Annotated in this window: 25 protein-coding genes; 5 read left to right on the forward strand and 20 right to left on the reverse strand. The window is 63.0% G+C overall.

What is annotated here, in order from left to right; translation table 11 throughout:
- Positions 1-318 precede the first annotated feature (318 nt).
- Positions 319-1,917: a phosphoenolpyruvate carboxykinase gene (locus tag BLT50_RS05605; RefSeq protein WP_090027405.1), complete on the forward strand. Its 1,599-nt coding sequence runs from the start codon at positions 319-321 to the stop codon at positions 1,915-1,917.
- A 145-nt stretch (positions 1,918-2,062) separates the two neighbouring features.
- Here BLT50_RS05605 and BLT50_RS05610 read toward each other — a convergent pair whose 3' ends face one another.
- Positions 2,063-2,770, reverse strand: a complete 708-nt coding sequence (locus tag BLT50_RS05610) for a hypothetical protein (protein WP_090027406.1) — start codon at positions 2,768-2,770, stop codon at positions 2,063-2,065.
- Between the two features lie 61 nt (positions 2,771-2,831).
- Positions 2,832-3,746, reverse strand: coding sequence for a helix-turn-helix domain-containing protein (locus BLT50_RS05615; protein ID WP_090027407.1), 915 nt, complete (start codon positions 3,744-3,746; stop codon positions 2,832-2,834).
- A 209-nt stretch (positions 3,747-3,955) separates the two neighbouring features.
- Here BLT50_RS05615 and BLT50_RS05620 point away from each other — a divergent pair, with 209 nt between their 5' ends.
- A complete protein-coding gene (locus BLT50_RS05620) occupies positions 3,956-4,315 on the forward strand; it encodes a helix-turn-helix domain-containing protein (RefSeq protein ID WP_090027409.1) in 360 nt (119 codons plus the stop codon).
- 27 nt (positions 4,316-4,342) lie between these two features.
- On the opposite strand, the gene BLT50_RS05625 is transcribed toward BLT50_RS05620, so the two are convergent.
- Entirely contained in the window at positions 4,343-5,113 is a 771-nt protein-coding gene (locus BLT50_RS05625) for a sulfite exporter TauE/SafE family protein (protein WP_090027411.1), read from the reverse strand.
- Positions 5,114-5,271: 158 nt separating this feature from the next.
- Here BLT50_RS05625 and BLT50_RS05630 point away from each other — a divergent pair, with 158 nt between their 5' ends.
- Positions 5,272-6,960, forward strand: a complete 1,689-nt coding sequence (locus BLT50_RS05630; protein ID WP_090027417.1) for an acyl-CoA dehydrogenase family protein — start codon at positions 5,272-5,274, stop codon at positions 6,958-6,960.
- A gap of 179 nt (positions 6,961-7,139) precedes the next feature.
- A complete protein-coding gene (locus BLT50_RS05635) occupies positions 7,140-7,970 on the forward strand; it encodes a 3-oxoadipate:acetyl-CoA acetyltransferase (protein WP_090027419.1) in 831 nt (276 codons plus the stop codon).
- A gap of 127 nt (positions 7,971-8,097) precedes the next feature.
- Here BLT50_RS05635 and BLT50_RS05640 read toward each other — a convergent pair whose 3' ends face one another.
- From BLT50_RS05640 to BLT50_RS05705, 14 genes are all read right to left on the reverse strand, one after another.
- Positions 8,098-9,072 carry an SLAC1 anion channel family protein gene (locus tag BLT50_RS05640; protein WP_090027426.1) on the reverse strand — a complete coding sequence of 325 codons (975 nt, stop codon included), beginning with the start codon at positions 9,070-9,072 and terminating at the stop codon, positions 8,098-8,100.
- Positions 9,073-9,093: 21 nt separating this feature from the next.
- The gene (locus BLT50_RS05645) at positions 9,094-9,453 is read right to left on the reverse strand and encodes a DUF5368 domain-containing protein (protein ID WP_090027428.1); all 360 of its coding nucleotides are present in this window, start codon (positions 9,451-9,453) and stop codon (positions 9,094-9,096) included.
- Positions 9,454-9,465: 12 nt separating this feature from the next.
- Positions 9,466-10,782, reverse strand: a complete 1,317-nt coding sequence (locus tag BLT50_RS05650; RefSeq protein ID WP_090027430.1) for an NAD(P)/FAD-dependent oxidoreductase — start codon at positions 10,780-10,782, stop codon at positions 9,466-9,468.
- An 89-nt stretch (positions 10,783-10,871) separates the two neighbouring features.
- Positions 10,872-12,431: an acyl-CoA dehydrogenase family protein gene (locus tag BLT50_RS05655; protein ID WP_090027432.1), complete on the reverse strand. Its 1,560-nt coding sequence runs from the start codon at positions 12,429-12,431 to the stop codon at positions 10,872-10,874.
- Positions 12,432-13,304 carry an amidohydrolase family protein gene (locus BLT50_RS05660; protein WP_090027433.1) on the reverse strand — a complete coding sequence of 291 codons (873 nt, stop codon included), beginning with the start codon at positions 13,302-13,304 and terminating at the stop codon, positions 12,432-12,434.
- Positions 13,305-13,398: 94 nt separating this feature from the next.
- Positions 13,399-15,180, reverse strand: coding sequence for a feruloyl-CoA synthase (locus BLT50_RS05665; protein ID WP_090027435.1), 1,782 nt, complete (start codon positions 15,178-15,180; stop codon positions 13,399-13,401).
- Positions 15,181-15,183: 3 nt separating this feature from the next.
- Positions 15,184-15,624, reverse strand: a complete 441-nt coding sequence (locus BLT50_RS05670) for a MarR family winged helix-turn-helix transcriptional regulator (protein WP_175491404.1) — start codon at positions 15,622-15,624, stop codon at positions 15,184-15,186.
- A 4-nt stretch (positions 15,625-15,628) separates the two neighbouring features.
- Positions 15,629-16,393 (reverse strand): crotonase/enoyl-CoA hydratase family protein, encoded by a 765-nt coding sequence (locus BLT50_RS05675; RefSeq protein WP_090027439.1) that lies wholly within the window; start codon positions 16,391-16,393, stop codon positions 15,629-15,631.
- Positions 16,394-16,496: 103 nt separating this feature from the next.
- Positions 16,497-17,819, reverse strand: a complete 1,323-nt coding sequence (locus BLT50_RS05680) for a TRAP transporter large permease (protein WP_090027441.1) — start codon at positions 17,817-17,819, stop codon at positions 16,497-16,499.
- Entirely contained in the window at positions 17,816-18,400 is a 585-nt protein-coding gene (locus BLT50_RS05685; protein ID WP_090027445.1) for a TRAP transporter small permease, read from the reverse strand. Before BLT50_RS05685 ends, BLT50_RS05680 begins: the two co-directional genes overlap by 4 nt.
- An 87-nt stretch (positions 18,401-18,487) precedes the next feature.
- The gene (locus tag BLT50_RS05690) at positions 18,488-19,525 is read right to left on the reverse strand and encodes a TRAP transporter substrate-binding protein (RefSeq protein ID WP_090027448.1); all 1,038 of its coding nucleotides are present in this window, start codon (positions 19,523-19,525) and stop codon (positions 18,488-18,490) included.
- A 56-nt stretch (positions 19,526-19,581) separates the two neighbouring features.
- Positions 19,582-20,619, reverse strand: coding sequence for a TRAP transporter substrate-binding protein (locus tag BLT50_RS05695; RefSeq protein ID WP_090027449.1), 1,038 nt, complete (start codon positions 20,617-20,619; stop codon positions 19,582-19,584).
- Between the two features lie 52 nt (positions 20,620-20,671).
- Complete coding sequence (locus BLT50_RS05700; protein ID WP_090027452.1) at positions 20,672-21,364, reverse strand: fumarylacetoacetate hydrolase family protein; 693 nt, start codon at positions 21,362-21,364, stop codon at positions 20,672-20,674.
- A complete protein-coding gene (locus BLT50_RS05705) occupies positions 21,361-22,398 on the reverse strand; it encodes a cupin domain-containing protein (RefSeq protein ID WP_090027454.1) in 1,038 nt (345 codons plus the stop codon). Before BLT50_RS05705 ends, BLT50_RS05700 begins: the two co-directional genes overlap by 4 nt.
- 157 nt (positions 22,399-22,555) lie before the next feature.
- Here BLT50_RS05705 and BLT50_RS05710 point away from each other — a divergent pair, with 157 nt between their 5' ends.
- Positions 22,556-22,984 carry a MarR family winged helix-turn-helix transcriptional regulator gene (locus tag BLT50_RS05710; protein ID WP_245723305.1) on the forward strand — a complete coding sequence of 143 codons (429 nt, stop codon included), beginning with the start codon at positions 22,556-22,558 and terminating at the stop codon, positions 22,982-22,984.
- A 53-nt stretch (positions 22,985-23,037) separates the two neighbouring features.
- Here the strand turns inward: BLT50_RS05710 and BLT50_RS05715 are convergent, their stop codons facing one another.
- From BLT50_RS05715 to BLT50_RS05725, 3 genes are read right to left on the reverse strand one after another with little or no spacing between them, the layout of a single operon-like run.
- Positions 23,038-24,051: a TAXI family TRAP transporter solute-binding subunit gene (locus tag BLT50_RS05715; protein WP_090027457.1), complete on the reverse strand. Its 1,014-nt coding sequence runs from the start codon at positions 24,049-24,051 to the stop codon at positions 23,038-23,040.
- A gap of 20 nt (positions 24,052-24,071) precedes the next feature.
- The gene (locus tag BLT50_RS05720) at positions 24,072-25,949 is read right to left on the reverse strand and encodes a TRAP transporter permease (RefSeq protein WP_090027459.1); all 1,878 of its coding nucleotides are present in this window, start codon (positions 25,947-25,949) and stop codon (positions 24,072-24,074) included.
- Positions 25,946-26,452, reverse strand: coding sequence for a MarR family winged helix-turn-helix transcriptional regulator (locus tag BLT50_RS05725; protein ID WP_175491405.1), 507 nt, complete (start codon positions 26,450-26,452; stop codon positions 25,946-25,948). Before BLT50_RS05725 ends, BLT50_RS05720 begins: the two co-directional genes overlap by 4 nt.
- Positions 26,453-26,513 lie beyond the last annotated feature (61 nt).

Here is a 26,513-nt window from a genome sequence, read left to right on the forward strand (position 1 = left end):
ATTTAAGCTTGTCAGGCAACGATAAACTGCGAATCAACCGGCCAGAGGCCCGTTTTTCCATGAAAAATTGCGAAGTAATTGCCGAATTGACGCAGATCGGCCACACCCCGAGCCGTGGCCACGGGCGAAATCGCGCGCGTTTGCGCTAACCTGCGACTGGTTGCGCTAACTGTGCGAAAGCGTCCTGTTCCTTCATGGAAACGTCATGTTAAGAGGCGCCCATCGGGCCACTCCGGCCCGGTCAGGGGCAGGCGGATGTGCGCGCCCCCGGTTTCGGACTGAACCGCCGCCGACTGCGCGGCTACAGGAGCTTGGCATATGGCATTTGGACGGGTGAACCCGCAATTCCGCCTTGAGGATCAGGGGATCGAAGGGCTGGGCAATGTCTATTACAATCTTATGGAGCCCGCGCTGATCGAAGCCGCGCTCAAGAAAGGCGAAGGCACTCTGGGCCGCGGCGGCGCGTTCCTCGTGACCACCGGCAAATTCACCGGCCGGTCGCCCAAGGACAAGCACGTCGTCAAGACCGACAGCGTGGCCGACAAGATCTGGTGGGAAAACAACGCCGCCATGAGCCCCGAAGGTTTTGACGCGCTTTATGCCGACATGCTCGCGCATATGAAGGACAAGGACTATTACGTTCAGGATCTTGTCGGCGGCGCGGACCCCCAGTTGTCCATCAACGTGCGCATGGTGACCGAACTGGCCTGGCATGGCCTGTTCATCCGCCACCTGCTGCGCCGTCCCGAGCGTGAGGCGCTGGACAATTTCGTGGCCGACTTCACCGTCATCAACTGCCCCAGCTTCCAGGCCGATCCGGCCAAGCACGATTGCCGCAGCGAAACGGTGATCGCGATGAACTTCGACCGCAAGATGATCCTGATCGGCGGCACCGAATACGCGGGCGAGAACAAGAAATCTGTCTTCACCCTGCTGAATTACCTGCTGCCCGAAAAAGGCGTGATGCCGATGCACTGCTCGGCCAACCACGCCGATGGCAACCCGGTGGACACGGCGGTTTTCTTCGGCCTGTCGGGCACCGGCAAGACCACGCTGTCGGCCGATCCCGAACGCACGCTGATCGGCGATGACGAACACGGCTGGTCGGATCGCGGCACCTTCAACTTCGAAGGCGGCTGCTATGCCAAGACGATCAACCTCAACCCCGAGGCCGAGCCGGAAATCTACGCCACGACGACGAAATTCGGGACCGTGATCGAAAACATGGTCTTCGATCCCGAAACGTTCGAGCTGGATTTCGATGACGACAGCCTTACGGCCAACATGCGCTGTGCCTATCCGCTGGAATACATCTCGAACGCCAGCGAGACCGCGATGGGCGGGCACCCCAAGAACGTCATCATGCTGACATGCGATGCGTTCGGTGTGCTGCCTCCGATCTCGCGGCTGACGCCGGCACAGGCGATGTATCACTTCCTGTCCGGGTTCACCTCGAAGGTGGCCGGCACCGAGCGCGGCGTGACCGAGCCCGAGCCCACGTTCTCGACCTGCTTCGGCGCGCCGTTCATGCCGCGCCGCCCCGAGGAATACGGCAAGCTGCTGCAGGAAAAGATCGCCAAGCACGGCGCGACCTGCTGGCTGGTGAACACCGGCTGGACCGGCGGCGCCTATGGTGTTGGCAGCCGGATGCCGATCAAGGCGACGCGCACGTTGCTGACCGCCGCCCTCGAAGGCAGCCTGAACGATGCCGAATTCCGCAAGGACGACAATTTCGGCTTTGACGTGCCGGTTTCGGTTCCTGGCGTGGCCGAAGTGCTTCTCGATCCGCGCCGCACCTGGGAAGACCAGGACGCGTACGATGCGCAGGCGGCCAAGCTTGTGCAGATGTTCGCCGACAATTTCGAACAGTACCTGCCCTATATCGACGACGATGTGAAAGCCGCCGCGATCGGCTGATCGCTGGCAATTCCCGATACGGAAAGCCCCGGCCAAGCGGCCGGGGCTTTTTCATTCGTGACCGGTCGGCGTGATGGAACAGCACTGAAAGCGCCGCCCTCCTTTCGGGGACGGCACGCCGCCATGCGGCAGCATACGCCCGGGATCAGGCGACGAGTTCGTGCAGCGGCATCGACATCAGGTAACGAATGTCGTCACGCGCCATGTAGACCATGAACCCTTCGAGAGGCAGATCGGAATCCCTGCGATACCAGCGCAGGACACCCGGCTCGGCATGCATGTAGCCCTGTCGCTCGGCAAAGCCTTTCCAGGCCACACCCTTGGGCATGAAGCCGAACACCCAGTCCGGCGACCAGCGCAGCATGGCCGTCATGAAGGCGAATCGCCCGAGAACGCTACTGACGCCGCTCCCGCGATACTGTCCTGTCGATCCGTCCAGCCAGACCTCGCCGTGATAGCAGACCCGCCCACGTATCTGGCGCGCGCCCGGACCGGCACGATAACGCGAGCGTTCGAAGTCGATATCCAGCGAAGAGGGCGGATACTCGATGAAATGCTCACGCATGTGATCGCTCAGCGCGACGTCACCCAGTTCGAACATGCGCATGGCCTGTGTATGCACGACCTTTCCCATTGGATCACGGCCGACGATCCAGAAGGAATTGGATGCCGTCATGGTCTGCAGGTTGGGGTCGAACGGTGCCCCAAGCGGCTGATCAGGGCGCCACTCGGCCAACGTTTCGCGGTACTCTTCGAAATCCTCGCCGACCGTGATGCTGATCTTGTGTCGCGTAAGGATATCCATGCTCGCAGCGATCAACTGCGCGCCATCGTATATGTCGTGAATCGACATAGGCTCCCTCCAGTGCTGTAGTCACGTGGGGGAGTTTAGCGCAAAAATTGCGTCAAGCGCATCAAAAAGGCATTGACTGTAGTCTCGGCGGTTCCTCTTCGACGGTCATGATGAGATCAGCGGCCATGGTCCTGACCTTCTCGTCAGGGAGTCCAGCGATCTCGATATTGTATGTTCGTTCGATGTAAGCCCCCAGGGCGAAGGAGCCATCGGCAAAGGCGCATCCCATCATCAGCCGCTGAAAGCTGATCGGGTGCAGGCCCTCTTCGTGCTCGGGTCCGCGGGGTATCTGCGTGTGTACATGGTCCAGCCGCAAGCCGTGCGTGCTTGAGACATCCTTGAAAGGATGCGCCAACAGGCTGGCGAACGAATCCCCGCCGGGCAGCCGTTCCAGCGCCCTGCCGACACTCGATCGCGCCGCGGCCCAGCCGAACCAGGAGGCAAAGGAACTTTCCATCCCGATATCGGCGCAGTACCAGAAATCATCCATTTCGCCGTGCCGGTAAATCAGAAGGTGCGGCCGAACCCGTGTCATCGCGGGATGTTCGATCTGCCCTCCTGCCTCGGCCCAAGAGGCGACGATCTCCTGCATGCGGGCCGATCCGCTGCGCCAGATGTCGCTGATTGGGTGCTGCTGAAGATAGTAATCGAACTCGGCCTTCTCGGTGTACTTCGCGGTGAAGAGGCCGTTTTCATGGGCGCTTTGGTTCAGCATCCACGCCGTTGCGCGCGCCAGCAGGTCTTCGGCTTCGGGCAAGGCACGCTGCCCCGCTTCGGTAAGGCGGTATTGCCGGTCAACGAGTTCGAACAGCTCCTCTCCCCGCATGGATTCGAGCTGGTCGACATGGCGTCGGACGGTTTGGCGCGTGCTGTTCAGCTCTTTCACGGCGTGAGACAGGTTCAATGTCCTTGCCAGTGTCGTGAAAGAACGAAGCGCCTCAAAGAGCACTGAATGAGAAGGCGTGGTTGCCGTCATGACAGATTCAACTCGTTTTGAAAATCGCAGCTTTACCTACTGCCAGCTCGCGTGTTTTTCGGCACGATAACGGTAAGTCGATAATACATCAAAGGTAAATTTATCACCCATCAATGAGCAATACTCGCAACGTAAACGTGCATATTTCACAAATTGAATGAATTTGGCGATTCGTCATTCTCGTCACAGTAGCAAAGTGAGGGAGTGATATGTCGCATCCAGTCGATATTCATGTTGGGAAAAAGCTGAAACAACTGCGCGTTCTTCGCGGAATGACGCAAACCGAAGTGGCACAGGGCCTGAACATTTCGTTTCAACAGGTTCAAAAGTACGAGTTGGGACGCAATCGTATTTCTGCCAGCAAACTGTTCGAGATTTCTCAGATTCTTGGGGTTGCCCCGTCATATTTCTTTGAAGGCCTGGATGAGACCGCCTCGTCCAACGAGATGCTGGACGACGAAGCCACCAAGATCGCTTCGATGCTGACACGCATCAAGGACGAGCGTCTTCGCGGTCAGATTCGCACGTTCATATCTGAGCTGGCCTCGACCGGAGCTCCGGCGAGGTGATGCCCGACCCCGCGGCACATCGCGGGGTCACATCATCAGGCCACGCCGCAACAGGTTGAGCGCGGCCACCAGAAGCACCGCAAGCGTTGCACGTCGGAACGTCGCCTGATCGAACCGGTCGGACAGCGCGAAACCCAGCCGGATACCGGCCAGGGCAGGCACCACAAGGCAAACGGAAAACGCGGCCGTCGCAAGGTTCAGGATACCTGAGCCCACATGCGCCACCGCCAGCGCAACCGCACCCAGGCCGTAGACCACGCCCTGCACCCGCATCTGCGCGGCCTTTGGCGTGTCCAGCGCTGTAAGCAGCATCACGGTGGGCGGCCCCCAGATACCGGACATCCCGCCGACGAAACCGGCCAGCACCCCGGTGCCCGCCTCGATGGCGACACGATGCCGTGGCGCCGGCCGCGGCCGCCATCCGGCAAGTTGAAGAAGCGCGAAGAAAAGGATGCTGCCGCCGATCGCCAGCAGCAACGTGCGCGCCTCGAGCAGCGCGACCATCTGCGCACCGATCAACAGCGCGACGACCCCAACCCCCAGAAAGACACGAAACTCGCGCACTGCGCGACCGGCGGCCGACGGCCCTTCGCGCAACGCCTGGACACCGTTCGTCGCCAGCGTGGGCAGCATCAGCCCCGCAAGCGCAAGTTCCGGCGAAAGGAAGCTGCTCAGCAGCGATATCATCACCATCGGCATGGCAAAGCCGACGATCCCCTTGACGATGCCCGCAAGGAATGCGGCGCCGCACGCGAGGGCAAGCGCCCACAGGGTGATATCCGGGGGTAGAAATGACATGGCCGTGCCTTACTATCGAAACAGAGCGACCGCCAGACCGGCAGGCGCAATAATCCACGCGCAACAATAGAATATGCCGCAGGGTATCTTGGGTATTTTTGTTGCGCTGCACCTGCGAAATGGCTAGGACGAGGTCCAACAAAAAGAGGATGTGATTCATGGCCCATGACGGACAGGATCTGGCTGTCGAACAGCCGGTTGTTTTCCCCGACCTTCTGGATCTGACGGCGGCTGCCGTCCCCCCTGCCGAACGTATCCTGGGCAAGGCGCGCGCGTCCGTGCTGGGGATGGTCTCCGAAGGTGACCGCGTGTCAGGCACCCTGATCGAGGCGCACCAGACCGCGGCCCACGGGCTGGCCTGGCTGGCCACCTATGTCGAATCGCTGCGCCAGATGCAGAAATGGGCCGAGGCGCTGAAATCCGACGGAAAGTTCGGAGAGATCGAACAGCTGATCCACCAGATCGCGTTCGGTGAATACCTCTGGCAGATTTACGGCGGCATCCAGATGAACCAGGGCGAAATCGTCCGCCTGCAGGATCTGGGCCTGACGCAGGACGACATGCGCGACCTGATGGAACCGGCCGTGATGACTCTGACCCAATCGGGCAACACCCAGGCCGCGCGCAGCCGCCTTGTCGTGCTGATGCAGGAACAGGCGGGCGCCACCATGTTCGGTGCCTCGGGGCTAGACGAAGAACTGGAAATGATCCGCGACCAGTTCCGCCGCTATGCCCTGGACCGTGTGCAGCCCAATGCGCATGAATGGCACCTCAAGGACGAATTGATCCCGATGGACATCATCGAGGAACTGGCCGAAATGGGTGTGTTCGGCCTGACCATCCCCGAGGAATACGGCGGGTTCGGCCTGTCCAAGGCGTCGATGTGCGTCGTGTCCGAAGAACTCAGCCGCGGCTATATCGGCGTGGGCTCTCTGGGCACGCGCTCGGAAATCGCGGCCGAACTGATCATCGCCGGCGGCACGGAAGAGCAGAAACAGAACTGGCTGCCGAAACTCGCCAGCGCGGAAATCCTGCCGACCGCCGTGTTCACCGAACCCAACACCGGTTCCGACCTTGGCAGCCTGCGCACCCGCGCCGTCAAGGATGAAAACGGCGATTGGAAGATCACCGGCAACAAAACCTGGATCACCCACGCCGCGCGCACCCATGTGATGACCCTGCTGGCGCGCACCGATCCCGACACCACCGATCACCGCGGCCTGTCGATGTTCCTGGCCGAAAAGACGCCGGGCACCGACGAAACCCCCTTCCCGACCGAAGGCATGACCGGCGGCGAGATCGAGGTGCTGGGCTACCGCGGCATGAAGGAATACGAGCTCGGTTTCGACAACTTCCATGTGAAGGGCGAAAACCTCCTGGGCGGTGAGGAAGGCCGCGGCTTCAAGCAGCTCATGCAGACCTTCGAATCCGCCCGCATCCAGACTGCCGCGCGCGCCATCGGCGTGGCGCAGGCCGCGCTGGACGTGGCGATGCAATACGCCCAGGACCGCAAGCAGTTCGGCAAGGCCCTGATCGCCTTCCCGCGCGTTGCCAACAAGCTGGCGATGATGGCCGTGGAAATCATGATCGCGCGGCAGCTCACCTATTTCTCGGCCTTCGAAAAGGACAATGACCGCCGCTGCGACCTCGAGGCCGGCATGGCCAAGCTGCTGGGCGCGCGCGTGGCGTGGGCGGCAGCCGATAACGGGCTGCAGATCCACGGCGGCAACGGTTTTGCGCTGGAATACGAAATCAGCCGCCTGCTGTGCGATGCGCGCATCCTCAACATCTTCGAAGGTGCCGCGGAAATCCAGGCACAGGTGATCGCGCGCCGCCTTCTGGGCTAAGACGCCTTTTGCCTGACGATCTTACAGGGCCAGCCCGGCAGAAAAACGGGCTGGCCTTTTTTCGCGCGTCGGCGCGCGGCCTTGCCTTGACCGGAAATCATGTGGCATTGTCAATTACCGCGTGAACGCTGCGCCGGGATGCCCGGCACCGGCCCATTGCTGAAGAAACCGGACAACACATGACCAAACCCTGCATCATCTGCGTCGCCATCACCGGATCGGTGCCGCAGAAATCCGACAACCCCGCCGTTCCGATCACTGTCGAGGAACAGATCGAATCCACGCATGAGGCTTTCGAAGCCGGCGCAAGCATCTGCCACGCGCATGTGCGCAACGACGACGGCTCGCCCTCGTCCGACCCCGAGAAATTCGCGCGCCTCAAGGAAGGGCTGGAACAGCACTGCCCCGGCATGATCATCCAGTTCTCGACCGGCGGCCGCTCGGGCGCGGGTCAGGCACGGGGCGGCATGCTGCCGCTGCGCCCCGACATGGCCTCGCTGTCTGTGGGGTCGAACAACTTTCCCACGCGCGTCTATGAGAATCCGCCGGATCTCGTGGATTGGCTTGCGGGCGAGATGCGCACCTACGACATCAAGCCCGAGATCGAATGCTTCGATCTTTCCCACATCCACCAGGCCGCCAGGATGAACAAGGATGGCCGCATTCCCGGCCAGCTCTACGTGCAATTCGTCATGGGCGTGAAGAACGCGATGCCGGTCGACCGCCCGACCTTCGATTTCTACATCGAAACCGTCAAACGCATCATGCCCGACGCGGAATGGTGCGCGGCGGGGATCGGTGCGGGCCAGTTGGTGATCAACGAATGGTCGGTCGCGGCGGGCGGGCACGCGCGCGCCGGGCTCGAAGACAACGTGCGCCTCGACAAATCCACGCTGGCGCCCTCGAATGCCGCGCTGATCAAGCGGGTGACCGACCTGTGCGAGAAATATGAACGCCCCGTCGCGACCGCCGCACAAGCCCGCGACATGCTCGGCCTGCGCCCCGCCTGATCGAGGCCCGGCACTTCATCTTGCCAGAAATACCTCCGGGGTGAATTGCCCGGAACGGGCAAGAGGGGCAGCGCCCCTTTCGCCGCCCCGCAAGGGGCGGCCCCGGTCGCGCCCAAGGGGCGCGACATCACTCCGGTACGCAGATCTGCCCGGCGGCAATCGCCTTCAGCGTCCGCACGATCAGCGCCGCGATCACCACCACCAGAACCGCCAGCGTCACCAGCCCGAAAACCTCGTGCGCGCCGCTTCCGGTCTTTTCGGCAAAGCGGAAGCTCGCGATTGTCACCGCCGCGAAAGGAAAGCTCAGCGCCCAGAACGACAGCGCAAAGGGCAGCTTGACGATCCGCGGCAGGTTCACCGCGACGATCAGCGTGAACAGGTAGGCCATGTTGATCAGCAGCCGGGCAAAGGCGTCGATCTCGCCGGTCAGCCGCATCCAGCTCAGGAACGCCACCGCCGGCGGCGCGATCAGGATCACCAGTGTCGGCTGCAGCTTGCCCGGCATCGGGTCGTGAAAGATCAGCCGGTTCATCACCAGCGTCAGCAGCAAGATCCAGAACAGCAGCCCCACCGCCATGAAGTACCAGCTTATCTCGACATAGCCGAGCGGCACGCCGACGATCGGCACCAGCACGTTGCCCACGGCCGGAATGAACCACGCGGGCGTCAGGTGCCCGGTCTGAAAGGCACGCGCCGAAATCCAGCCCGATACCACCGCGATAGTCAGCACCCCCTGCAGCGCCATACCCAGCAGCCACAAACCATGCGCCACGGCCGGTGACAGGCTGTAGCTTGCGGTCGCCAGCAGCAGCATCGAGATCGAGATCGCCGGAAAGAACGCCATGCGCACCGGGTGATGCCATTCATGTGCCACGGCTTGCGGATAGCGCAGCGCCTTGAGCGCATAAAGCCCGGCAATCGCCACCGCCGCGGCAACAGTCACCCAGAAGACGACGGTCGAGGCGCCCAGGTGCAGCCCCGTCACCGTTTCCGCCGCATGCAGCGCCAGCGTCAGGCCCGACAGGCCCATCACGACGGCAAAGAACGGAACCGGGAAATGTTCCAGCCGGTTTCCGGCCTCGGCATGTGTCGCATCGGTCATCGCGCGCTCCTTTCGTTTCGGTCAGCCATCCTGGGCCTCAGGGCCCTTGATCAGCGCCTGCGCGGTATAGACAAGGATCGCGATGCCGACCGCGCCCGCCGCGGCCACGCCCAGCAACACGATCACGTCCACGGGCCCGCCAATATCGGCAAAGCCCGAATTCGTCATCTTCTGCACAAACAATACCGCCGCGATGGCCCCCAGCGGCATTGACAACTGCGCCAGCAGGAATTTCCGCATCGACATCGACCGGTCGCGGATCAGCACATAGAGATAGGCCACCGTGATCAGCGCCGCGACGACCACCATAGCCCAGAACAGGCCGCGGCCGAACATTTCCTCCCAGACGGCGATCAGGGTTTCGAATGTCAGTTCCTTCATCGTGTCCCCTCCTCAGGCCTTGCCGCGCAGCATGGCGTTGTAGGTGGCTTTCAGCGCCACCTCCTTCATCAGCCAGCTGATCCACAGCTCTTCCAGCGGGGCGATCACGCCCGGAAAGCTGGGGGTCAGGTTGTTGTCATAATCGAACTCGATCAGCATCGCGCGGCCCACGCGCGTGATCAGCGGGCACGAGGTATAGCCGTTATAAGCGGTGTCGGTCGTGTCGCCCGCGATCTGGGCGACAAGATGATCCTCGACCACGGGCACCTGCCACTTGACGCTGGCCGCGGTCTTGCCCTTGGGCACGCCGGCCACGTCGCCAACGGCAAAAACGTTGGGATAGCGGTTGTGGCGCAAGGTGTACTTGTCGACCTCGACCCAGCCCTGGTCGGTCCATTTGTCGGCCCAGCTCAGGCCAGACTGGCGGATCACCTCGGGCGCGCGCATCGGCGGGATGACGTTGGTGAAATCGTAATCGGTTTCATGCTCGATCCCGTCGGCATCCTCGAAGGTCAGCACCTTCTTGTCCGGGTCGATGCGTTTCAGCACCATCTTCATCTGCGTGCCGATGCCCCGGTCCCCGAACAGCATCCGCACCTTTTCCGCCACGATCGGCACGCCGAACAGGGCGCCTGACGGATTCCAGTATTCGATCTCGATCTTGTCGCGGTTGCCTTTGCGGCGGGCGTAGTCGTCGGTCAGGAAGGTGTATTTCAGGGGCGCGCCCGCGCATTTCATCTCGGTCGCGGGGCGAAAGAACACGCCCTTGCCCCCGTCCGAGGTAAAGCGGTCCATTGCGGCCCACGTCTTGGCGGCATAGTCCGGCCCCGCATAAACCGCGCCGATGCCGTTCTGCCCGACCATGGCGAGGTCGAACCCTTCCACCGCATCCCAATCGAGGCTCAGCCCCGGCGCGGTGACAAGGTAATCATATGGCAGTTTCGTGCCGCCTGCCGTGGTCAGCATGTTGGCCTCGGGGTCGATTTCGGCCGCGTATTCCGCCACCAGCGTCACGCCCCTGGGCAGCCAGTCGGCTGTCCGGCTGACCGAGTAATCCGACGGTTTCAACCCCGCCGCGATCAGCGTGAACCCGGGCTGGTACCAATGCTGCGCCCGGCCATCGACGATGGTGATCTCGGCCCCGTCCAGACGGTCGACCAGGCGGTTGGCCAGCGCGGTCCCCGCAGCCCCCGCCCCAAGGATGACGATCCGTGCCTTGGTCGCGATCTTCTCTGCCCGTGCGGGGCCGACATTCGCCGCCAGCAAGGCCGCGCCTCCCGCAAGCCCCAGAAAACCGCGGCGCGTCGACAAAAACTGGTCCGATGTCATGCGCTTTCTCCGTTCAACACATCATCATTTCTGCATGTGTTGAACGGAAAGCGCTTTGACGCAGATCAATTGATGCGCGCGAAATGCAGCTATTGGCCGCGACGCGCCATCCTTGCGGCGATCAGGCCGGCCATGCCGGCCCGGTCCTCCAGGTAGGATGCGATGGCGGCCTGCCCTTCGTGCCCCTCAAAGCGGCTGGCCAAAGATCGGCACAGGGCCAGTGTGCTCAGCTCCATGAAGTCGCGCGCCAGCGGCGCCGGATCGGCCGTGTTGCGCAGAACGGCACAGGCCGCGTCCCATGCCGCGCGGGTACCGCTGCAGGTCAGGTTCCTGTCGAGAAACGCGGCGAAGCGGTCCACCGCGGGCCCGCGCATCAGCCGCCCGGCAAGCGTCAGGGCGTGTATGCCGTTCGCGCCCTCGTAGATGCGGCAGATGCGGGCATCGCGCCAGATCTGCTCGATTCCGTATTCGCTCAGGTATCCGTAGCCGCCAAGGCACTGGATGCCCAGGTCGGCGGCCTCGGTCCCGATTTCCGAGCCGAAATGCTTGGCGATCGGCGTCAGGAATTCGACAAGATCGGGATCGTCGCCGCGCTCCAGCGTGATGATGGCCGTATGGGCGATGGCACGCCCCAGCAGGGCGCGCGCCTGCATGCCGTCCAGCATGTGACGGACGTCGGAGTGCTGGTCCAGCGTCACGGGCGCACCGTCGGCGCCCCTTCCCTGCACCCGTTCCGCGCAATAGCTTGCGGCGATGGCATGCGCGCGGGCGGCATGCGCCACCCCCTGCAATGCCACGTCGATGCGCGCGTGATTCATCATGGTGAACATCGCGCGCAAGCCCTGCCCCTCGGCACCGATCAACTGCGCCTCGGCCCCGTCGAAAACCATCTGGCACGTGGGCGCGGCATGCAGGCCCATCTTTTCCTCGATCCGGGTGACGGTCACGGAATTGCGCGTGCCATCTGCGCGGTCGGACAGGCAGGCAAACAGCGACAGGCCCTTGACCCCGCTATCCGCATCCCCGGTGCGGGCAAGGACCAGATGGAAAATGCCCTCGCTCAGATCCTGGTCGCCGCCCGAGATGAATATCTTTTCGCCGCTGATGCGCCAGCCATCGCCATCGCGTTCCGCCCGGCAGCGGATGCGCGCCAGGTCAGACCCGGCGCCCGGCTCGGTCAGGCACATGGTCGAAATCCAGCGCCCCTCGGCCAGCGGCGGGATCAACGCGGCGCATTGCGCTTCGGTGCCGAATTCCATCAGTACGCGGATCGCGCCGGGCACCAGCCCGGTCACCATCTGCAGGGAATGGTTCGCGCCGCTGAAAATCTCGGACGTCACGGCCAGCGCGACTGCGCCCAGACCCTGCCCGCCATGGGTCTCGGGTGCGGTCAGGCCCGTCCAGCCATCCGCGCGATATCGGTCGAAAACCGCGCGAAATCCATCGGGCATGCGCACCCGCCCATTTTCCAGACGCGCGCCCTGGGTGTCGCCGCTGGCGTTGATCGGGGCGATCTCGGCCTCGGCAAACGCGGCAAAGCTTTCGGCGATCTGGGCCACCAGCTCCGCATCCCAATCGGGCAGCGTGTCGGCCCCGCAGGCATCGAGCGTATAGAGAATATCGCCAACGGGCGCGCGAAACCCGCTCATTTACATCAGGCCCAGCAGCCGTGCTGCGTTGTTCTTGATGATATCGGGGCGGATTTCTTCCTTGATGTCGATCTTTTCGAAATCGGCCAGCCAGCGTTCGGGCGTGATCATCGGCCAGTCGGACCCGAACAGAACCTTTTTTCTGAGGATCGAATTGCAGTAACGCACAAGGATCGGCGGAAAATACTTCGGCGACCAGCCCGACAGGTCGATATAGACGTTGGGCTTGTGCTGGGCCACGGCCAGCGCCTCTTCCTGCCAGGGGAAGGACGGATGCGCCATGATGATCTTCATGTCGGGGAAATCGACCGCCACGTCATCCAGATACATCGGGTTGGAAAACTTCAGCCGCATGCCGTTGCCGCCGCGCATGCCCGACCCGACCCCGGTCTGGCCGGTATGGAACAGGCCGATGCAGCCATGTTCGGCCAGCAACTCGTAGAACGGATAAGCCATCCGGTCGTTGGGGTAGAACCCCTGGAATGTCGGGTGGAACTTGAACCCCTTGATGCCGTGTTCCTCGATCAGGCGGCGCGCCTCGCGCACGGCCATCTTGCCCTTCCACGGGTCGATCGAGGCAAAGGGGATCAGCACGTCGCTGTTTTCCCTGACCAGTTCGATCACCTCGTCGTTGGAGTAGCGCCGATAGCCGGTTTCACGTTCGGCATCGACCGGAAAGATCACCGCCGCGATGTTCTGGGCGCGAAAATGCGCTGCGGTTTCCGGGATCGTCGGCGGATGCTGCCAGGGCGCGCCAAAGTAACGCGCCATGGTCGATTGCAGGTCGTCATACCCATCGTCGGAATGACAGCCACAGGGTTCTTCGGCGTGGGTGTGGATGTCGATGGCACGGATTTTATCCAGGTCGATCATGTCCTGTCCTTTCGGGCGTTGCGCTGATGTCGGGGACGGGGGCGAGGGGGCCAGCCCCCTCGCGCTCCCCCGGAGTATTTCGGGCAAGATGAAGTCATGGGCGTATCACCGCCGGATCGGCGTCGTCGTAAAGACGGCCGACCAGATCGGCGCGGCGGTCCAGCACCTTGCGGGTATTGAGATTACCCTTGGCCGTCATTTCCTGCGTTTCCAGGCTGGGCGGTTCGGTCAGGATCAGGGCGCGGCCAACGCGCGTGGACGATCCCGTGGCGGCAGCGGCAAGCGGGGCAAGGCGGGCGCGCACCTGTTCCATCCAGGCGGGATCGGTGCAGGCACCATCGCCGGACACGGAGCTGGCCGGAAAGATCAGAACGCCCAGTTCGGCCCGGTCATGGCCGGTTACGACGACATCCGCCGCCAGCCCGTCAAGCGCGGTCATCAAAGCGCCGCGCAGGGCCGCCACGCGCACCCAGGTGCCCGAGGTCAGTTTGAAATCCTCGGATATGCGACCGTCGAAGCGCAGGCCGCGGTCGGGATCGTCCTCGGTCACGAACCGCACGGCATCGCCGGTGATCAGGAACCCTTCGCCGTCGAAGGCGGCCGCCGTCTTTTCGGGGTCTTCGAAATAGCCGGGCATGACGTTGGGGCCCTTGACGCGCAGCTCGTAGCGGCCTTCGTCTTCGGGAAGCAGCTTGACCTCGGTGCCGGCAAGCGGCGCGCCGACGATGCCGGACCGGGTGATGCGCTCATGCGTCAAAAGCACCGCCGGTGCGGTTTCGGTCATCCCCCAACTGCTGACCATCAAAGGCACATCGCCCGTCACCTCGCGCGCCATGTCGCCCAGGGCGTCCCAGGTTTCCTGCGGCAGCGAGGCACCGGCATAGAAGGTAAAGTGCAGCCCCGTGAAAAAACGCCTGCGCAGATCGGCATCGGCGCGCAGGGCCGCGACCTGGCGGGCATAGCCCACGGGCACGTTGAAGGACAGCGTGCCGACATGCATCTGCATGTTTTCCAGTGTGCGGGGAAACAGCGCATCGGTCGGCTTGCCGTCGTCGATATAGAGCGCGCCGCCATGGGCCAGCATCATGTTGAAATTGTGCGACCCGCCGAAAACGTGGTTCCAGGGCAGCCAATCCAGGATCTTGGGCGGCTCGGCCCGCAGCACCGGAAAGGCGTCGGCGATCTGGGTCTGGTTCACGCACATCATGCGGTGTGTCGTCAGCACACCCTTGGGGTGCGACGTCGACCCCGAGGTAAACAGGATCTTGCCCACCGTGTCGGGCGTGACCAGGTCATGCGCGGCGGCGACATCGCCACGCCCGGCCTTGAGCGCCTCGGCCATCGGCGTCACCGGGCGTGGCGCACCTTCGGGCAGGCTGGCCACGACGGGGATATCCGCCAGTTGCGGCAAGGCCAGCGCCTCGGCATAGCGGATGGCGTTGTCGACGTAGATCAGCGACGGGCGCACCTTTTCGACCACATAGATCAGGCGGTCATGGGCACCGGGGATCAGTGAATACTGTTCGGCCACAGGAACGTTCGCGCGGCCGATATACTGCGCAGCCAGGGCCAACAGCCCGTGATCGACCGAATTGCCCGAGATCATCATCACCGGACCCTGTTCCGGCTGGTCCAGCAGCCAGGCTGCCAGGGCGCGCACCTGCTGCAGCGCCTCGGCATAGTTCACTTCGCGCCAGCCCGGACCGGAACGTTCGGCCAGGAAAACCGCGTCCGGCGTCCTGGCGGCCCAGTCGTGCAGCCAGTCGCCCGTGGTGTCGGCTACTGGCCCCAGAGCGTGGCGCGAGGTCAGGATGACGGCGCCGTCTGCACGCACCGAACGCGCAACGGATTGAGGGACAACGCGGGTGTCGGTCATGGCTCAGGCCCTGATCTTGGAGAGAAGTTTCACGAGGTCGCGGCGTTCGATCGGGGACAGGTCGGCGAACATCCGATCCTCGTGCGTCAGCAGGGCAAGACGGGCCTGTTTCTGTCGCATGATGCCCGCGGTTGTCGGATGCAACGCGATGGCGCGCCGGTCCTGCGCGCTGCGTTCGCGCGTGATCCAGTGGGATTTTTCCAGCGTGTCGATCACCGCCACGCTGTTCGACCGTTCCATGCCCAGTGCCGCGGCCAGTTCGGTCTGGCGGACGCCAGGTGCGTTGCAGATCACCGTCAGCGCGGAAAAGGTCGTGATCCGCAGGCCCATCGGCTCAAGCACGCGGGCGGCGTCGGCGGTGACCATCGTGGTCGCGCGTTTCATCGAGTAGCCGATCAGCTCGCGCAGGCCGTCATCGAGGGCGATATCGGTCGTGTCGGTCATGGCGTCACCGGAATTGCGGCTGGCGCTTTTCAAGGAAAGCGCGCAACCCTTCTTCGGCATCCGGGCTGGTCTGGGTCAGCGCGGCGCAAAGGCTTTCGGTGAACAGGCCATCCGCCTTCGGCATGTCCTCGATCCGGCTGAGCGCATGGATCATGACGTAGTTCGACAGCGACGCGTTCTGCGCAATCTTGCCCGCCAGTTCCATCGCAAGCGGCAGGGCCGCGCCCTCGCCCACGGAATAATGGCACAGGCCCAGGCGTTCGCCCTGTTCGGCGTTGTACCTGCGCCCGGTCAGCATCATCTCGATCATCCGGTCGGCGCCAAGGATGCGGCCCACACGCACCGAGGCCCCACCGCCGACATAGATGCCGCGCCGTCCCTCGGGCAATTGGAAGATGGTCGAGGGTTCGGCGATGCGCACATGCGTGGCGGTCGCCAGTTCCAGCCCGCCGCCGATCACCGCGCCGAACATGGCCGACACCACAGGAAGGCCGGAAAACTGGATCTTGTCCATGACACCGTGCCAGCCCCGCGAATGGCGCATCGTGCCTTCGGCATCGCGCTGCACCTGTTCCGACAGGTCGAGCCCCGAACAGTAGTGCCCCGCGGTTCCGGTCAGCACGACGACCTTCACGCCTTCGGGCGGGTTCGAGAAAAACGCGTCCAACTCGGCCAGCAACTGATCGTTCATCGCGTTGCACTTGTCGGGGCGGTTCATCGTCAGAACAGCGATCGGGCCGTCGATCCGGGTTTGAAGAATCTCGGACATGTCTCTCCCTCGTGATATTTGTTATATTGTATAACTATTATTGCACACAGTATCCAGCACGAATTTGTCCCCGGCGATGCCGTGCGGCGCGCCGGGGACAGGATTAGTGAAGGACGCGCAGCAGCCCCAGCGTGATGACCGGGAAAGCGACCAGGATCACAACGCGGATGATGTCGGAGGCCACGAAATACATCACCGCCTTGTAGGTCTCGAGCATCGGCGTCTTGCGATCCATCGAATTGATGACGAACAGGTTCATGCCCACGGGTGGCGTGATCAGCCCCACCTCGACCACGATCAGAACGATGATGCCGAACCAGATCGCGGTTTCCTCGGCGCTCAGCCCGAAATCGAGGGCCGAGATGATCGGGAAGAAGATCGGTATCGTCAAAAGGATCATCGACAGGCTGTCCATGATGCAGCCGAAGACAAGGTAGAGCACAAGGATCAGCGACAGGATCAGCCAGGGGGAATATCCCAGTTGACCCACCCAGGTCGCCAGTTCCTGCGGCACCTGCGTCAGCGCAAGAAAGCCATTGTAGAACCCCGCACCCAGCACAATGAAAAAGATCATCGCGGTCGAACGGGCGGTGGACAGGAAACTGTCGGACAGGCTGACGCGGGTCAGCCCGCCGTTGAAGAACGCGATGATCCCGGTGCCCAGTGCCCCCACGGCCGCGCCTTCGGTGGGTGTGAACCAGCCAAGGTAGATGCCCAGCACCACCAGCAGGAACACCAGCAGAACCGGCCAGACGTTGAACAGCGCGCGGAACCGGTCGCGATAGGGGATCGGTTCACGGATGCCGGCGCTGTCGGGGTTCATCCGCACATAGATCGAGATCGTGATCATGTAGCCGATGGCGGCAAGGATGCCGGGGATGAAAGCCGCCAGGAACAGCTTGGCGATGTTCTGTTCGGTCAGGATGGCATAGATCACCAGGATAACCGACGGCGGGATCAGGATGCCCAGCGTACCGCCGGCGGCCAGTGTCGCCGTGGAGAATCCGCCCGAATAGCCATAGCGCCGCAGTTCCGGCAGGGCCACCTGCCCCATCGTGGCCGCGGTGGCCAGCGACGACCCGCAGATCGCGCCAAAGCCCGCGCAGGCGCCCACGGCGGACATTGCCACGCCGCCGCGCCTGTGGCCCAGCCAGGCCTCGGCCGCCTTGAACAGGGCGGTGGACATCCCGCCCAGCGTGGCGAACTGGCCCATCAGCAGGAACATCGGCACGATCGACAGCGAATAGCTGGAAAAGGTCGAATAGGTTTCGGATTTCAGCTTGGCCAGCGCGACGGTCCAGCCGCCAGTGACAAAGTACAACCCGCCAAGGCCTACGATGAACATCGAAAGCCCGATGGGCACCCGCAGAAAGATCATCAGCAGGAGAACCGGAAACGAGGTCAGCCCGATTTCAAGGTTGCTCAATTGTCCGCCCCCCCTGCCGGCGCGATGATGACGCGGCCGGTAAAGAACTCGACCGTGCGCACGACGGCCATGTAGACACCCACCGCCGACGCGACCACCGCCGCGACAAGCGATGCGGCATAGGCCCACCAGATCGGAAACTGGATCAGGAACGTGGTCTCGTTATAGCGCATCTTGGACAGCATCCCGTCATAGAGCCGCCATGCGATCAGGATCAGCACCAGGGCGAACACGATTTCGACGACCATCTGGATGAACTTGTTGGCGGTCACGCCCAACCGCGAGGTGAAGATATCCACCGTCGCGTGGCCATTGGTGATCTGGCAAAACGGCAGGAAGGCGAAGATGGCAAAGGCGATGCCGGCCTCGACCAGTTCGAAATCGCCGAGGATCGGGCCGACACCGGTATCGAGCAGCGTCTTGGTCGCACCACCGAGCAGCGCCTCGCCTAAACCGCTGTGAAGGAAGGTGTTGATACCGCGCCCCAGAACCGAAACGCAGGTCAGCAAGATCAGCGCCGTCAGCACGAGGCCGCCCAGAAGCGCCATGTAGCGGGCCAGTCCGTTCATGAAACGGTGCATGGGTGCCGTTCCCCTGTTGGTATTTTCTGTGAAGCGGGCCGCGCGGCGCCTGACCGCGCGGCCCCTCTTTGCCCGGATCGAGCCGGATTACTGCGAGTACTTGGCGATCAGGGCCTGAGCCTCGTCCACCAGCGCCTGGCCGTCGAAGCCCGCCTTGTTCATGTCTTCGACCCAGGCCGCGACAGTGCCCTTGGCGGCCTCTTTCCACTCGGCGACCTGATCGGGGCTGAGCGTGATGATGTTGTTGCCGGCGGCGGCCGCGGCTTCGCGCTCGGGGGCGTCGTAAGATGCCATCATCTTGCCCATCCACGCAGACATGTCCGCACCGGAATTGGCGTCGATCACGGCCTTCAGATCGTCGGGCAGCGCGTCGTACTTGTCTTTGTTCATCGCAAAGATGAAGGCGGTGGTGTACAGCGCATCATCGCCGAACTCGGTGTGGTTCTTGACCAGTTCAGGCACTTTCAGCGCGCCGGTCACTTCCCACGGGATCACGGTGGCGTCGATAACGCCTTTGGACAGGGCCTCGGGAACGGCCGGAACGGGCATGCCCACGGGCGTCGCGCCCAGAGCCGAGAACATCATGTTCGTCGTACGCGTCGGTGCGCGCAGCTTGACGCCGTTCAGGTCAGAAACGCTGGTGATCGGCTCCTTGGAGTGGATCAGACCCGGACCATGCACCCAAAGCGCGATTACCTTGAAATCCTTGTAATCCGCGTCGAGCATGTTCTTTTCGGCAAAGTCCCAATAGGCGCGGCTGGTGGCCTCGGCATTGGTCATGGTGAAGGGCAGTTCGAACACTTCGGCCTGCGGGAAGCGGCCGGGGGTATACCCCGCCACGGTCCAGACGATATCGGCCACGCCGTCGATCGCCTGGTCGATCAGTTCGGGCGGCTTGCCGCCAAGCTGCATCGACGGATAGTGGTCGATCTTGATGCGGCCCTGGGATTCCTCTTCGATCTTCTGGGCCCACGGCACCAGCATCTTGGCGGGCACGTTGGCCTGCGCCGGCAGGAACTGGTGCAGTTTCAATGTGACTTCCTGCGCCATTGCGGCACCGGTGCCCAGGGTCAGCGCCAGCGCGGTGCCGGCGGCAAGGCCCAGGAATTTACGACGTTCGGTCATTCGATCTCTCCCTATGATCGGTTGGTCGGCCCGCCTTTGCCGGCGGACCATTTTTCTTATTTGGACTGGTATTCAGACATCAGTTGATTGGCTTCGTCAATCATTGCCTGCCCATCAATGCCCTTTCCAGCCACGTCCGCGATCCAGTTTTCATAAACAGGGCGGGCCAGCTCCTCCCATGTCTTGGCGTCTTCGGCGGAAATCGTGATGATATTGTTACCGCGATCGACCGCCACCTGACGTGCAGGCCCGTCCGAATCCTGCATAACACCGCCCGCGAAGACAGAGAACTCCAAACCGGAATTGGCGTCGATCACAGCCTTGAGATCGTCCGGCAGACTGTCGTATTTCGCCTTGTTCATCGCCATGACGAAGGTCAGGTTGTAGATCGCCGGGCCGTCGAATTCGGTGTGGTTCTCCACCAGCTCGGAAACCTTGAGCGCGGTGGTGACTTCCCACGGGATGGTCGTGCCGTCGATCACGCCCTTGGACAGCGCCTCGGGGATGGCAGTGACAGGCAGGCCCACCGGCGTTGCGCCCAACAGTTCGAGCAGTTGGTTGACCATGCGCGAACCGCCACGGATCTTCATCCCGTTCAGGTCGCCCGGTTCGGAAACCGGTTTCTTGGTGTGCAACATGCCGGGTCCGTGCACGAAGGTCGCCAGGATTTTCACGTCACGGAAATCGGTGTCGGCCATGTGGCTTTCGAACATCTTCCAATAGGCATAGGACGCGGCGCGCGCATCCGTGACCATGAAGGGCAGTTCGAACACCTCGGTGCGCGGGAAGCGGCCGGGCGTGAACCCGTTCACCGACCAGACGATATCGGCCACGCCGTCGATGGCCTGATCGATCAGTTCGGGCGGTTTGCCGCCCAGCGCCATGGCGTGATAGCGCTCGATCTTGATGCGGTTGCCGCTGTCGGCCTCGACCTTGTCGGCCCAGACATCCAGGACCAGCTTCGGCACATTCGCTTGCGGCGGCAGGAACTGGTGCAGGCGCAGCGTAACTTCCTGCGCCAGAGCCCCGCCCGCGGTGACCGCCAGCAGCGCAAGCGCAGCCGCGCCACCGCGAATGGTTTTAGTGAAAGACATGGTTTCTCCTCCCATGGGAAAACCGGGGCCTCCCCGCCCCGGCCAGGTGTGCTTATTCGGCCGCCCCCAGCGTCAGGGTGACGGGGGCCAGACCGTCGATTGTTCCTTCGATCACGTCACCGGCCACGACGGGGCCGACACCTGCCGGCGTTCCGGTATAGATCAGATCGCCCGGCTGCAGGTGATAGAAGCGCGACAGGTGCGCGATGATTTCCGGCACAGACCAGATCAGGTCGGTCAAATGTGCGTCCTGCTTGACCTCGCCATTCACGCTGAGTGCGATGCGCTGGTCGGCGATGGCGAAGTCGGCCGCCGGACTGATTGGCGCGATGACCGCAGAATCCTCGACATCCTTGCCCAAGTCCCAGGGGCGCTGCTTGGCGCGGGCGGCAAGCTGGAGGTCGCGGCGCGTCATGTCCAGGCCACAGGCATATCCGAACACCGCGTCCATCGCATTGTCGATGCTGACGCGGAACGCGGGCTTGCCGATCGCCACCACGAATTCCATTTCGTAATGGTAGTTCTCGGTTTCCAGGGGATAGGGGATCGTGCTGCCGGTGTGACAGATCGCCCAGGGCGTCTTGGTGAAGTAGAACGGCGCTTCGCGGTCCACCTCGACACCCATCTCGGCGGCATGGGCGGCATAGTTGCGGCCAACGCAGAAAACGCGCCGGACGGGAAAAGTGTTGTCGCTGCCCGCAACCGGCACCTGCGGCAGGGGCGGAAGGTCGAAAAAGCTGCTCATCTTGCGCGTTCCTCGTAGTAACCCAGTTTTTCCTGAAGCGGACGGTCGTGCACCCGCACCAGGAATGCCGGTTCGTCACCGGTGTTCGTATGATCGATCTCGGCAAAGACCGGCGCGGTAAAGGTGTCCCGCTCGGCCCAGTCAAAGCTGGCGCCGTCGATCACCGACGTGCCCGTGCCGCCGATTACGTGGAACACCGCGCTTTCCGACGACAACGGCGGGCGCAGGGTTTCGCCCGGACGCAGCATCATCGCGGTAAAGCCCATCGTCGGCAGAACATCCTGCCCGGTTTCCGGGTTCACATAGTCCAGTTCGACCGCGCCTTCGGTGTATTTCGCCATCTCGCGCAGCGCGGCTTCGGTCCGGTCCCAGGGAAAGCGCATCATCGGATAGCGGCGGGCACTCGCGCCGCGCTTCGACGGCTTCAGCCCCGAGGCCAGGTATTCCACCATCGAGGCATCGGGCCGGTTGCGCTGTGCCTGCAGCGGCGCCTCTTCGGCATAAGATCCTTCAAGGTAGACGAACAGCGGCAGGTCCAGCGCGTCCAGCCAGACAACGGGTTCGTCGCCTTCGTGGCCGTGATCGTGCCATTCGCCGCCCGGCGTCAAAACCACGTCGCCACGGTTCATCGGCAGCTTTTCCCCATCGACGACAGTATAGCCACCCTTGCCTTCGACGATGATACGCGCGGCCGAGGGCGTGTGCTTGTGCGCCGGCGCAACCTCGCCCGGAAGCAAAAGCTGCAACCCGATATAGATCGAGCTGGTGGCCTGCATCGCGCCCGTGCCCCGGCCCTGATCCGACATCACCAGAACCCGGCGTTCGGCCTTTTCTACCGGGGTCAGGTCGCCGGCGCGCAGCAATAGCGGCCGAAGATCGCCGTAGTTCCAGTAGCTGGGTTTCGTCGTGGGCTGCGGGCGTCCGTGCGGCAAAACCTTGCGCATCATCGGCCATAGCGGCGCTACGCCCGCTTCGGTCATCGCGTCGCGGTAATCCTGTGGCAGCTCTTCGAGCGTTCCGAGTTGCTCGGCCATTCGTGTTCCTCCCTGGCGGTTGGCGATTGCATCCGGTTAATTAGGATGCATACTTATTATATCGCCCGCTGACAATAGTAAGCATGCTTATCTATTTTCGCTCCGCACATATTAGTTATGCACTATAACTAAATTCTGGCAAGGAAAAGATCGCAGCATGTCCGATTTTCTGACGATGCCCGGCTACCTGATCCGCCGCGCCCACCAGGCCGCAACCGCGCGCTTTGCCGAGGAAATGTCGAAGGCCGGGCTGACACTTACGCCATTTCAGTATGCCGCGCTGTCGGCCATAGCAGCGCAACCCGGCCTGGACCAGGCCCGAGTGGCGCAAATGGCCGATTGCGATCGCGCGACGATGGGCGGCGTGCTCGACCGCCTCGTCGAACGCGGATTGGTCGAACGCGGCGTTTCCCGCAAGGACCGGCGCGCGCGGGTGCTGCATCTGACCGAATCGGGGCTGGCCCTTCTGGACGCCGCCCGCCCCGTGGCCGAAGCGGTTCAACGCAGCCTGACCGAGGGGATGACCGACGCGGAACGTGCAATCCTGACCGATCTTTTAAGCCGCATCGCCGGGCGCCGCGCATGAAAAACGGGGCGCGGTTAACCGCGCCCCGCCGCTTCGCTCCGTGAGTGTTCGGATCAGTTGCCGGGGGTGAAGACGACCGCTTCGGGAATGGTCCAACCCTGTTCGCGGTAATACCGCTCGGCACCCGGATGCAGGCGGCCGGCGATCAGCTCCAACCCCTGCTCAGGCGTGATCGTGTTCGGCATCCAGACGGCGGTTTCGTGAATCTCACCGAGGTTTTCCCAGATCGCCTTGGTGACTTCGTAGACCACGTCCTCGGGCACATGCATGCCGGCGCTGAAATTCACCAGCGCGCCATGTGTGCGGGCGTCGCCGCCCTTTTGGTTGTCGCCATAGACGCCGGCGGGGATCACGTTCGTTGTGCCGCCGGTCGCCGGGTTGATCGACAGCTTTTCGACCGGCACGTCCAGGATGCGGATTTCCTTGGTCAGGGCGAATTGCTGGATCGCCGGGCTGGGCACGTTTGTCGGCAGGACGATCACGTCGATCTTGTCGTCCTGGAATGCCTGGATCGCCGCGTCAAAACCAAAGGTCTGCACCTCGATGTCGTCCGCGGTCAGGCCGGTCGCGGCCTTGAGATTGGTCAGCACGACACGGGTCGCCGCGCCACCCGGCGGGCCGACAAAGACCTTTTTCCCCTTCAGGTCTTCGAGCGTTTCGATACCGGAATCGGCGCGCGTCACATAGTGATACGGCCCGATCTGGTAGGACAGGATCATGCCGACCTTCTGTTCCAGCTCGGGCGCGGCATCCATATCCTTGTAGGGGCCGAACTTGTTCACCATCAGCCAGTTGATCGTGGGAGAGCCGAACAGGAAATCGACCTTGCCCATGGCCGCGTCGACCATGTGCTTGGTCGCGGCACCGGTCGCGCGGACCTGGAATTCGACCCCGTCGACATGGGTGTTCACGACCTTGGCGATGGCGGTGTTGACCACGAAAGGCGACATGCCCGGCGCAATCGACGTGACCTTGTAAAGCTCGGCCACCGCCGCACCGGCCAGCAGCCCCGCGGCCGCAACACCGGCCACTGCGGCCCTGCGGGTTCTTTTCAGAAAGTGTTTCATTGCATCCTCCCTTGGATAACTCAGATCGTTTGTTGCTTTGGTTTGGGGCTGAACAGCCCGATTGCGAGCGCCGCCAGGCAGGCTGGCGCCCAGAAAGACAAGACGGGGATCATCGCCGCCGCGCCGATGGCGAAGCGCAGCGAACGCTGCCCCAGCCCCAGCCGCGCAAGCCGCGGATCGGCCCCGCCCAGCGATGTCGCGAACATCCAGACCGCGGCGAGCAGGCGCAGGATCGTATAGATCAGTTCGGACCAGCTGAATTCACCCGCCACCAGCAGAAGCGAGGGCGAAAAGACAAAGACGTAAGGCACAAGCAGTCCGACGATCGAGATGCGAAGCGCGACGAAGGCGGTTTGCAGCGGATTGCCCCCCGCAATTGGCGCGGCGACGTAGCAGCCATAGGCAATCGGCGGCACGATCGACGAATAGACCGCGAAATACAGAACGAACATGTGCGCGGCCAGCGGCAGCACGCCCGCCTTGATGATCGCCGGGGCGATCATGATCGCGATGATCAGGTAGGCGGGCAGCGTGGGCAGCCCCATACCCAGGATCAGCGCGCCGCACATGGCCAGCACCAGTGCCAGGATCAGGTTGCTGTCGCCCACACTGGCGATCGAGGTCGCAAAGCGGATCGCGACCCCGGTTTCGTTCACAACGGCCAGAACGATGCCGATCACGCCCACCGCCAACATGATCTGCGCCGCGGAAATGCCGCCTTCGGTCAGCGCGGTCAGGATACGGCCGGGATCGCGGCGGAAATCGGGGTTCAGGATCAGGCCCGTCACGATCGCGGTCAGAACGCCCACGAGGCCGGCCATCGCCGGGCTCTTGCCGCTGATAAAGGTCGCCATCAGCGCCGCGATGGGCAGAAAGACAAGCGCCGAATTCAGCCAGTCGCGCGCCGTCAATTGCGGGATCTGATCACGCGGAAGGGTCTTGATATCTAGGCGGACCGCCTCGGCGTAAACCTGCGCGAAGAGGCCGATATACTTGAACAGCGCGGGCAGGGCCGCCGCCACGATCACCAGCGCGAAGGGCATACCCACCAGATCGGCCATGACAAACACCGCCGCTGCCATGATCGGCGGGGTCAACTGCCCGCCGGACGATGCGGCGGTTTCCACCGCACCCGCGAAATTGGCGGAAAAGCCCTGCCGCTTGATCATGGGGATGGTGAACACACCGGTGCCCGCGATATTCGCCGCGACCGAACCGCTCATCATGCCGAAGACGGCGCTGGCCACGATCGCGGCATGCGCCGCGCCGCCACGGATACGCGCCGTCAGCGCGGTGGATATGTGGATCAGGCTTTCGCCCGCGCCGGTGCGTTCGAGCACTGCGCCGAAGATCAGAAAGATCAGCACGTTGTCGGCCACCAACCCCGTGGTGCGCCCGAACACGCCGTCAAAGGAATACCATGCGATCTGCATGAAATCCCCTATCTCCATCCCGAAATGTTCCAGCAACCCCGGCAGGCTGGGCCCGGCGAACCCGAAGGCGATGAAGACCAGCGCCATGATGACCAGGGACAGCCCCCAGGCGCGCGCGGTCAGCAGGATCAGCGCGACCATCCCCGCGATTCCTGCGGCGACGTTGGACGGATTGGGCATGTAGAACCCGGTGAATAATTGCTGTTTCACCGCAAAGAACCAGAAGCCCGCATAGGCGAAGGCGGCGATCAGCGCCCCGTCGATCAGCCATCCGGCCCGGCCCCAGCGCCCGTGCGCCAACGGCTGCGTCAAGGTGACGATGACGACGCTCAATGCCAGAACGCCGAACCGGGCGTTGGCCTCGTCCAGCACGAAAAAGGCGATGACGACGATGATGGCAAGCGCGAAAAGCAGGGCCAGGCCGCGGCCCAGGCACTCGGTCGGGCTGAAAGCCGGGGCGGTCATTTGCCTTCCTTCTGCGCGAGCAGTTGTTCGTTGTGCCGGATCAGGCGATCCAGCATGTCATGCAACTGCCGGCATTCGGCGGCGCTGAGCACCGAAACCATCGAGTCATTGCGTTCTGCTGTAAAACCGATTGCACGGTCATGCAGTGCGCGGCCATCGGCGGTCAGCGCCAGCGTGATCTGGCGCGCATCGGTTTCCGACGGACGGCTTTCCAGCAGGCCCCTGTCGACAAGCGTGCGCACGACCCGGCTGAGCTGTCCCTTGTCGATCAAGAGCTGATCGCGAATGTCGGAAAAAGCGGCTGTGCCGCTGGCAGCGACCAGCCCCAACACACGCCATTCATTCAGGCGCAGGCCCAGCTCGGTCTGGAAATAGATGCCCCCCGCGCGTTCGTTGATCGCTGCCATCCGGGCGATCCTGAAACTCAGCGCATCGCGAATCGAGCGGATCGGCGGGTGAACCCCGTCTGAAATCCCTGTGTCCTTGTCACGCATTCCGGGCATGGCGCCCCTCCCTATTGAGATCAGGCTACGATATTTGTTGACGAAATCAACAAATTTTTTC

The sequence above is a fragment of the Lutimaribacter saemankumensis genome, assembly GCF_900100005.1.
Taxonomy (GTDB): Bacteria; Pseudomonadota; Alphaproteobacteria; order Rhodobacterales; family Rhodobacteraceae; genus Lutimaribacter; species Lutimaribacter saemankumensis.

Coding starts and splice junctions, on each gene's coding strand:
- BLT50_RS05620 (WP_090027409.1), top strand. CDS start 3,956: ATGTCGCATCCAGTCGATATTCATGTTGGGAAAAAGCTGAAACAACTG.
- BLT50_RS05675 (WP_090027439.1), bottom strand. CDS start 16,393: ATGTCCGAGATTCTTCAAACCCGGATCGACGGCCCGATCGCTGTTCTG.
- BLT50_RS05655 (WP_090027432.1), bottom strand. CDS start 12,431: ATGAGCGGGTTTCGCGCGCCCGTTGGCGATATTCTCTATACGCTCGAT.
- BLT50_RS05690 (WP_090027448.1), bottom strand. CDS start 19,525: ATGACCGAACGTCGTAAATTCCTGGGCCTTGCCGCCGGCACCGCGCTG.
- BLT50_RS05635 (WP_090027419.1), top strand. CDS start 7,140: ATGACCAAACCCTGCATCATCTGCGTCGCCATCACCGGATCGGTGCCG.
- BLT50_RS05715 (WP_090027457.1), bottom strand. CDS start 24,051: ATGAAACACTTTCTGAAAAGAACCCGCAGGGCCGCAGTGGCCGGTGTT.
- BLT50_RS05615 (WP_090027407.1), bottom strand. CDS start 3,746: ATGACGGCAACCACGCCTTCTCATTCAGTGCTCTTTGAGGCGCTTCGT.
- BLT50_RS05610 (WP_090027406.1), bottom strand. CDS start 2,770: ATGTCGATTCACGACATATACGATGGCGCGCAGTTGATCGCTGCGAGC.
- BLT50_RS05605 (WP_090027405.1), top strand. CDS start 319: ATGGCATTTGGACGGGTGAACCCGCAATTCCGCCTTGAGGATCAGGGG.
- BLT50_RS05720 (WP_090027459.1), bottom strand. CDS start 25,949: ATGACCGCCCCGGCTTTCAGCCCGACCGAGTGCCTGGGCCGCGGCCTG.
- BLT50_RS05660 (WP_090027433.1), bottom strand. CDS start 13,304: ATGATCGACCTGGATAAAATCCGTGCCATCGACATCCACACCCACGCC.
- BLT50_RS05705 (WP_090027454.1), bottom strand. CDS start 22,398: ATGGCCGAGCAACTCGGAACGCTCGAAGAGCTGCCACAGGATTACCGC.
- BLT50_RS05710 (WP_245723305.1), top strand. CDS start 22,556: ATGTCCGATTTTCTGACGATGCCCGGCTACCTGATCCGCCGCGCCCAC.
- BLT50_RS05700 (WP_090027452.1), bottom strand. CDS start 21,364: ATGAGCAGCTTTTTCGACCTTCCGCCCCTGCCGCAGGTGCCGGTTGCG.
- BLT50_RS05640 (WP_090027426.1), bottom strand. CDS start 9,072: ATGACCGATGCGACACATGCCGAGGCCGGAAACCGGCTGGAACATTTC.
- BLT50_RS05650 (WP_090027430.1), bottom strand. CDS start 10,782: ATGACATCGGACCAGTTTTTGTCGACGCGCCGCGGTTTTCTGGGGCTT.
- BLT50_RS05670 (WP_175491404.1), bottom strand. CDS start 15,624: ATGACCGACACGACCGATATCGCCCTCGATGACGGCCTGCGCGAGCTG.
- BLT50_RS05725 (WP_175491405.1), bottom strand. CDS start 26,452: ATGCCCGGAATGCGTGACAAGGACACAGGGATTTCAGACGGGGTTCAC.
- BLT50_RS05665 (WP_090027435.1), bottom strand. CDS start 15,180: ATGACCGACACCCGCGTTGTCCCTCAATCCGTTGCGCGTTCGGTGCGT.
- BLT50_RS05685 (WP_090027445.1), bottom strand. CDS start 18,400: ATGCACCGTTTCATGAACGGACTGGCCCGCTACATGGCGCTTCTGGGC.
- BLT50_RS05625 (WP_090027411.1), bottom strand. CDS start 5,113: ATGTCATTTCTACCCCCGGATATCACCCTGTGGGCGCTTGCCCTCGCG.
- BLT50_RS05695 (WP_090027449.1), bottom strand. CDS start 20,619: ATGTCTTTCACTAAAACCATTCGCGGTGGCGCGGCTGCGCTTGCGCTG.
- BLT50_RS05645 (WP_090027428.1), bottom strand. CDS start 9,453: ATGAAGGAACTGACATTCGAAACCCTGATCGCCGTCTGGGAGGAAATG.
- BLT50_RS05630 (WP_090027417.1), top strand. CDS start 5,272: ATGGCCCATGACGGACAGGATCTGGCTGTCGAACAGCCGGTTGTTTTC.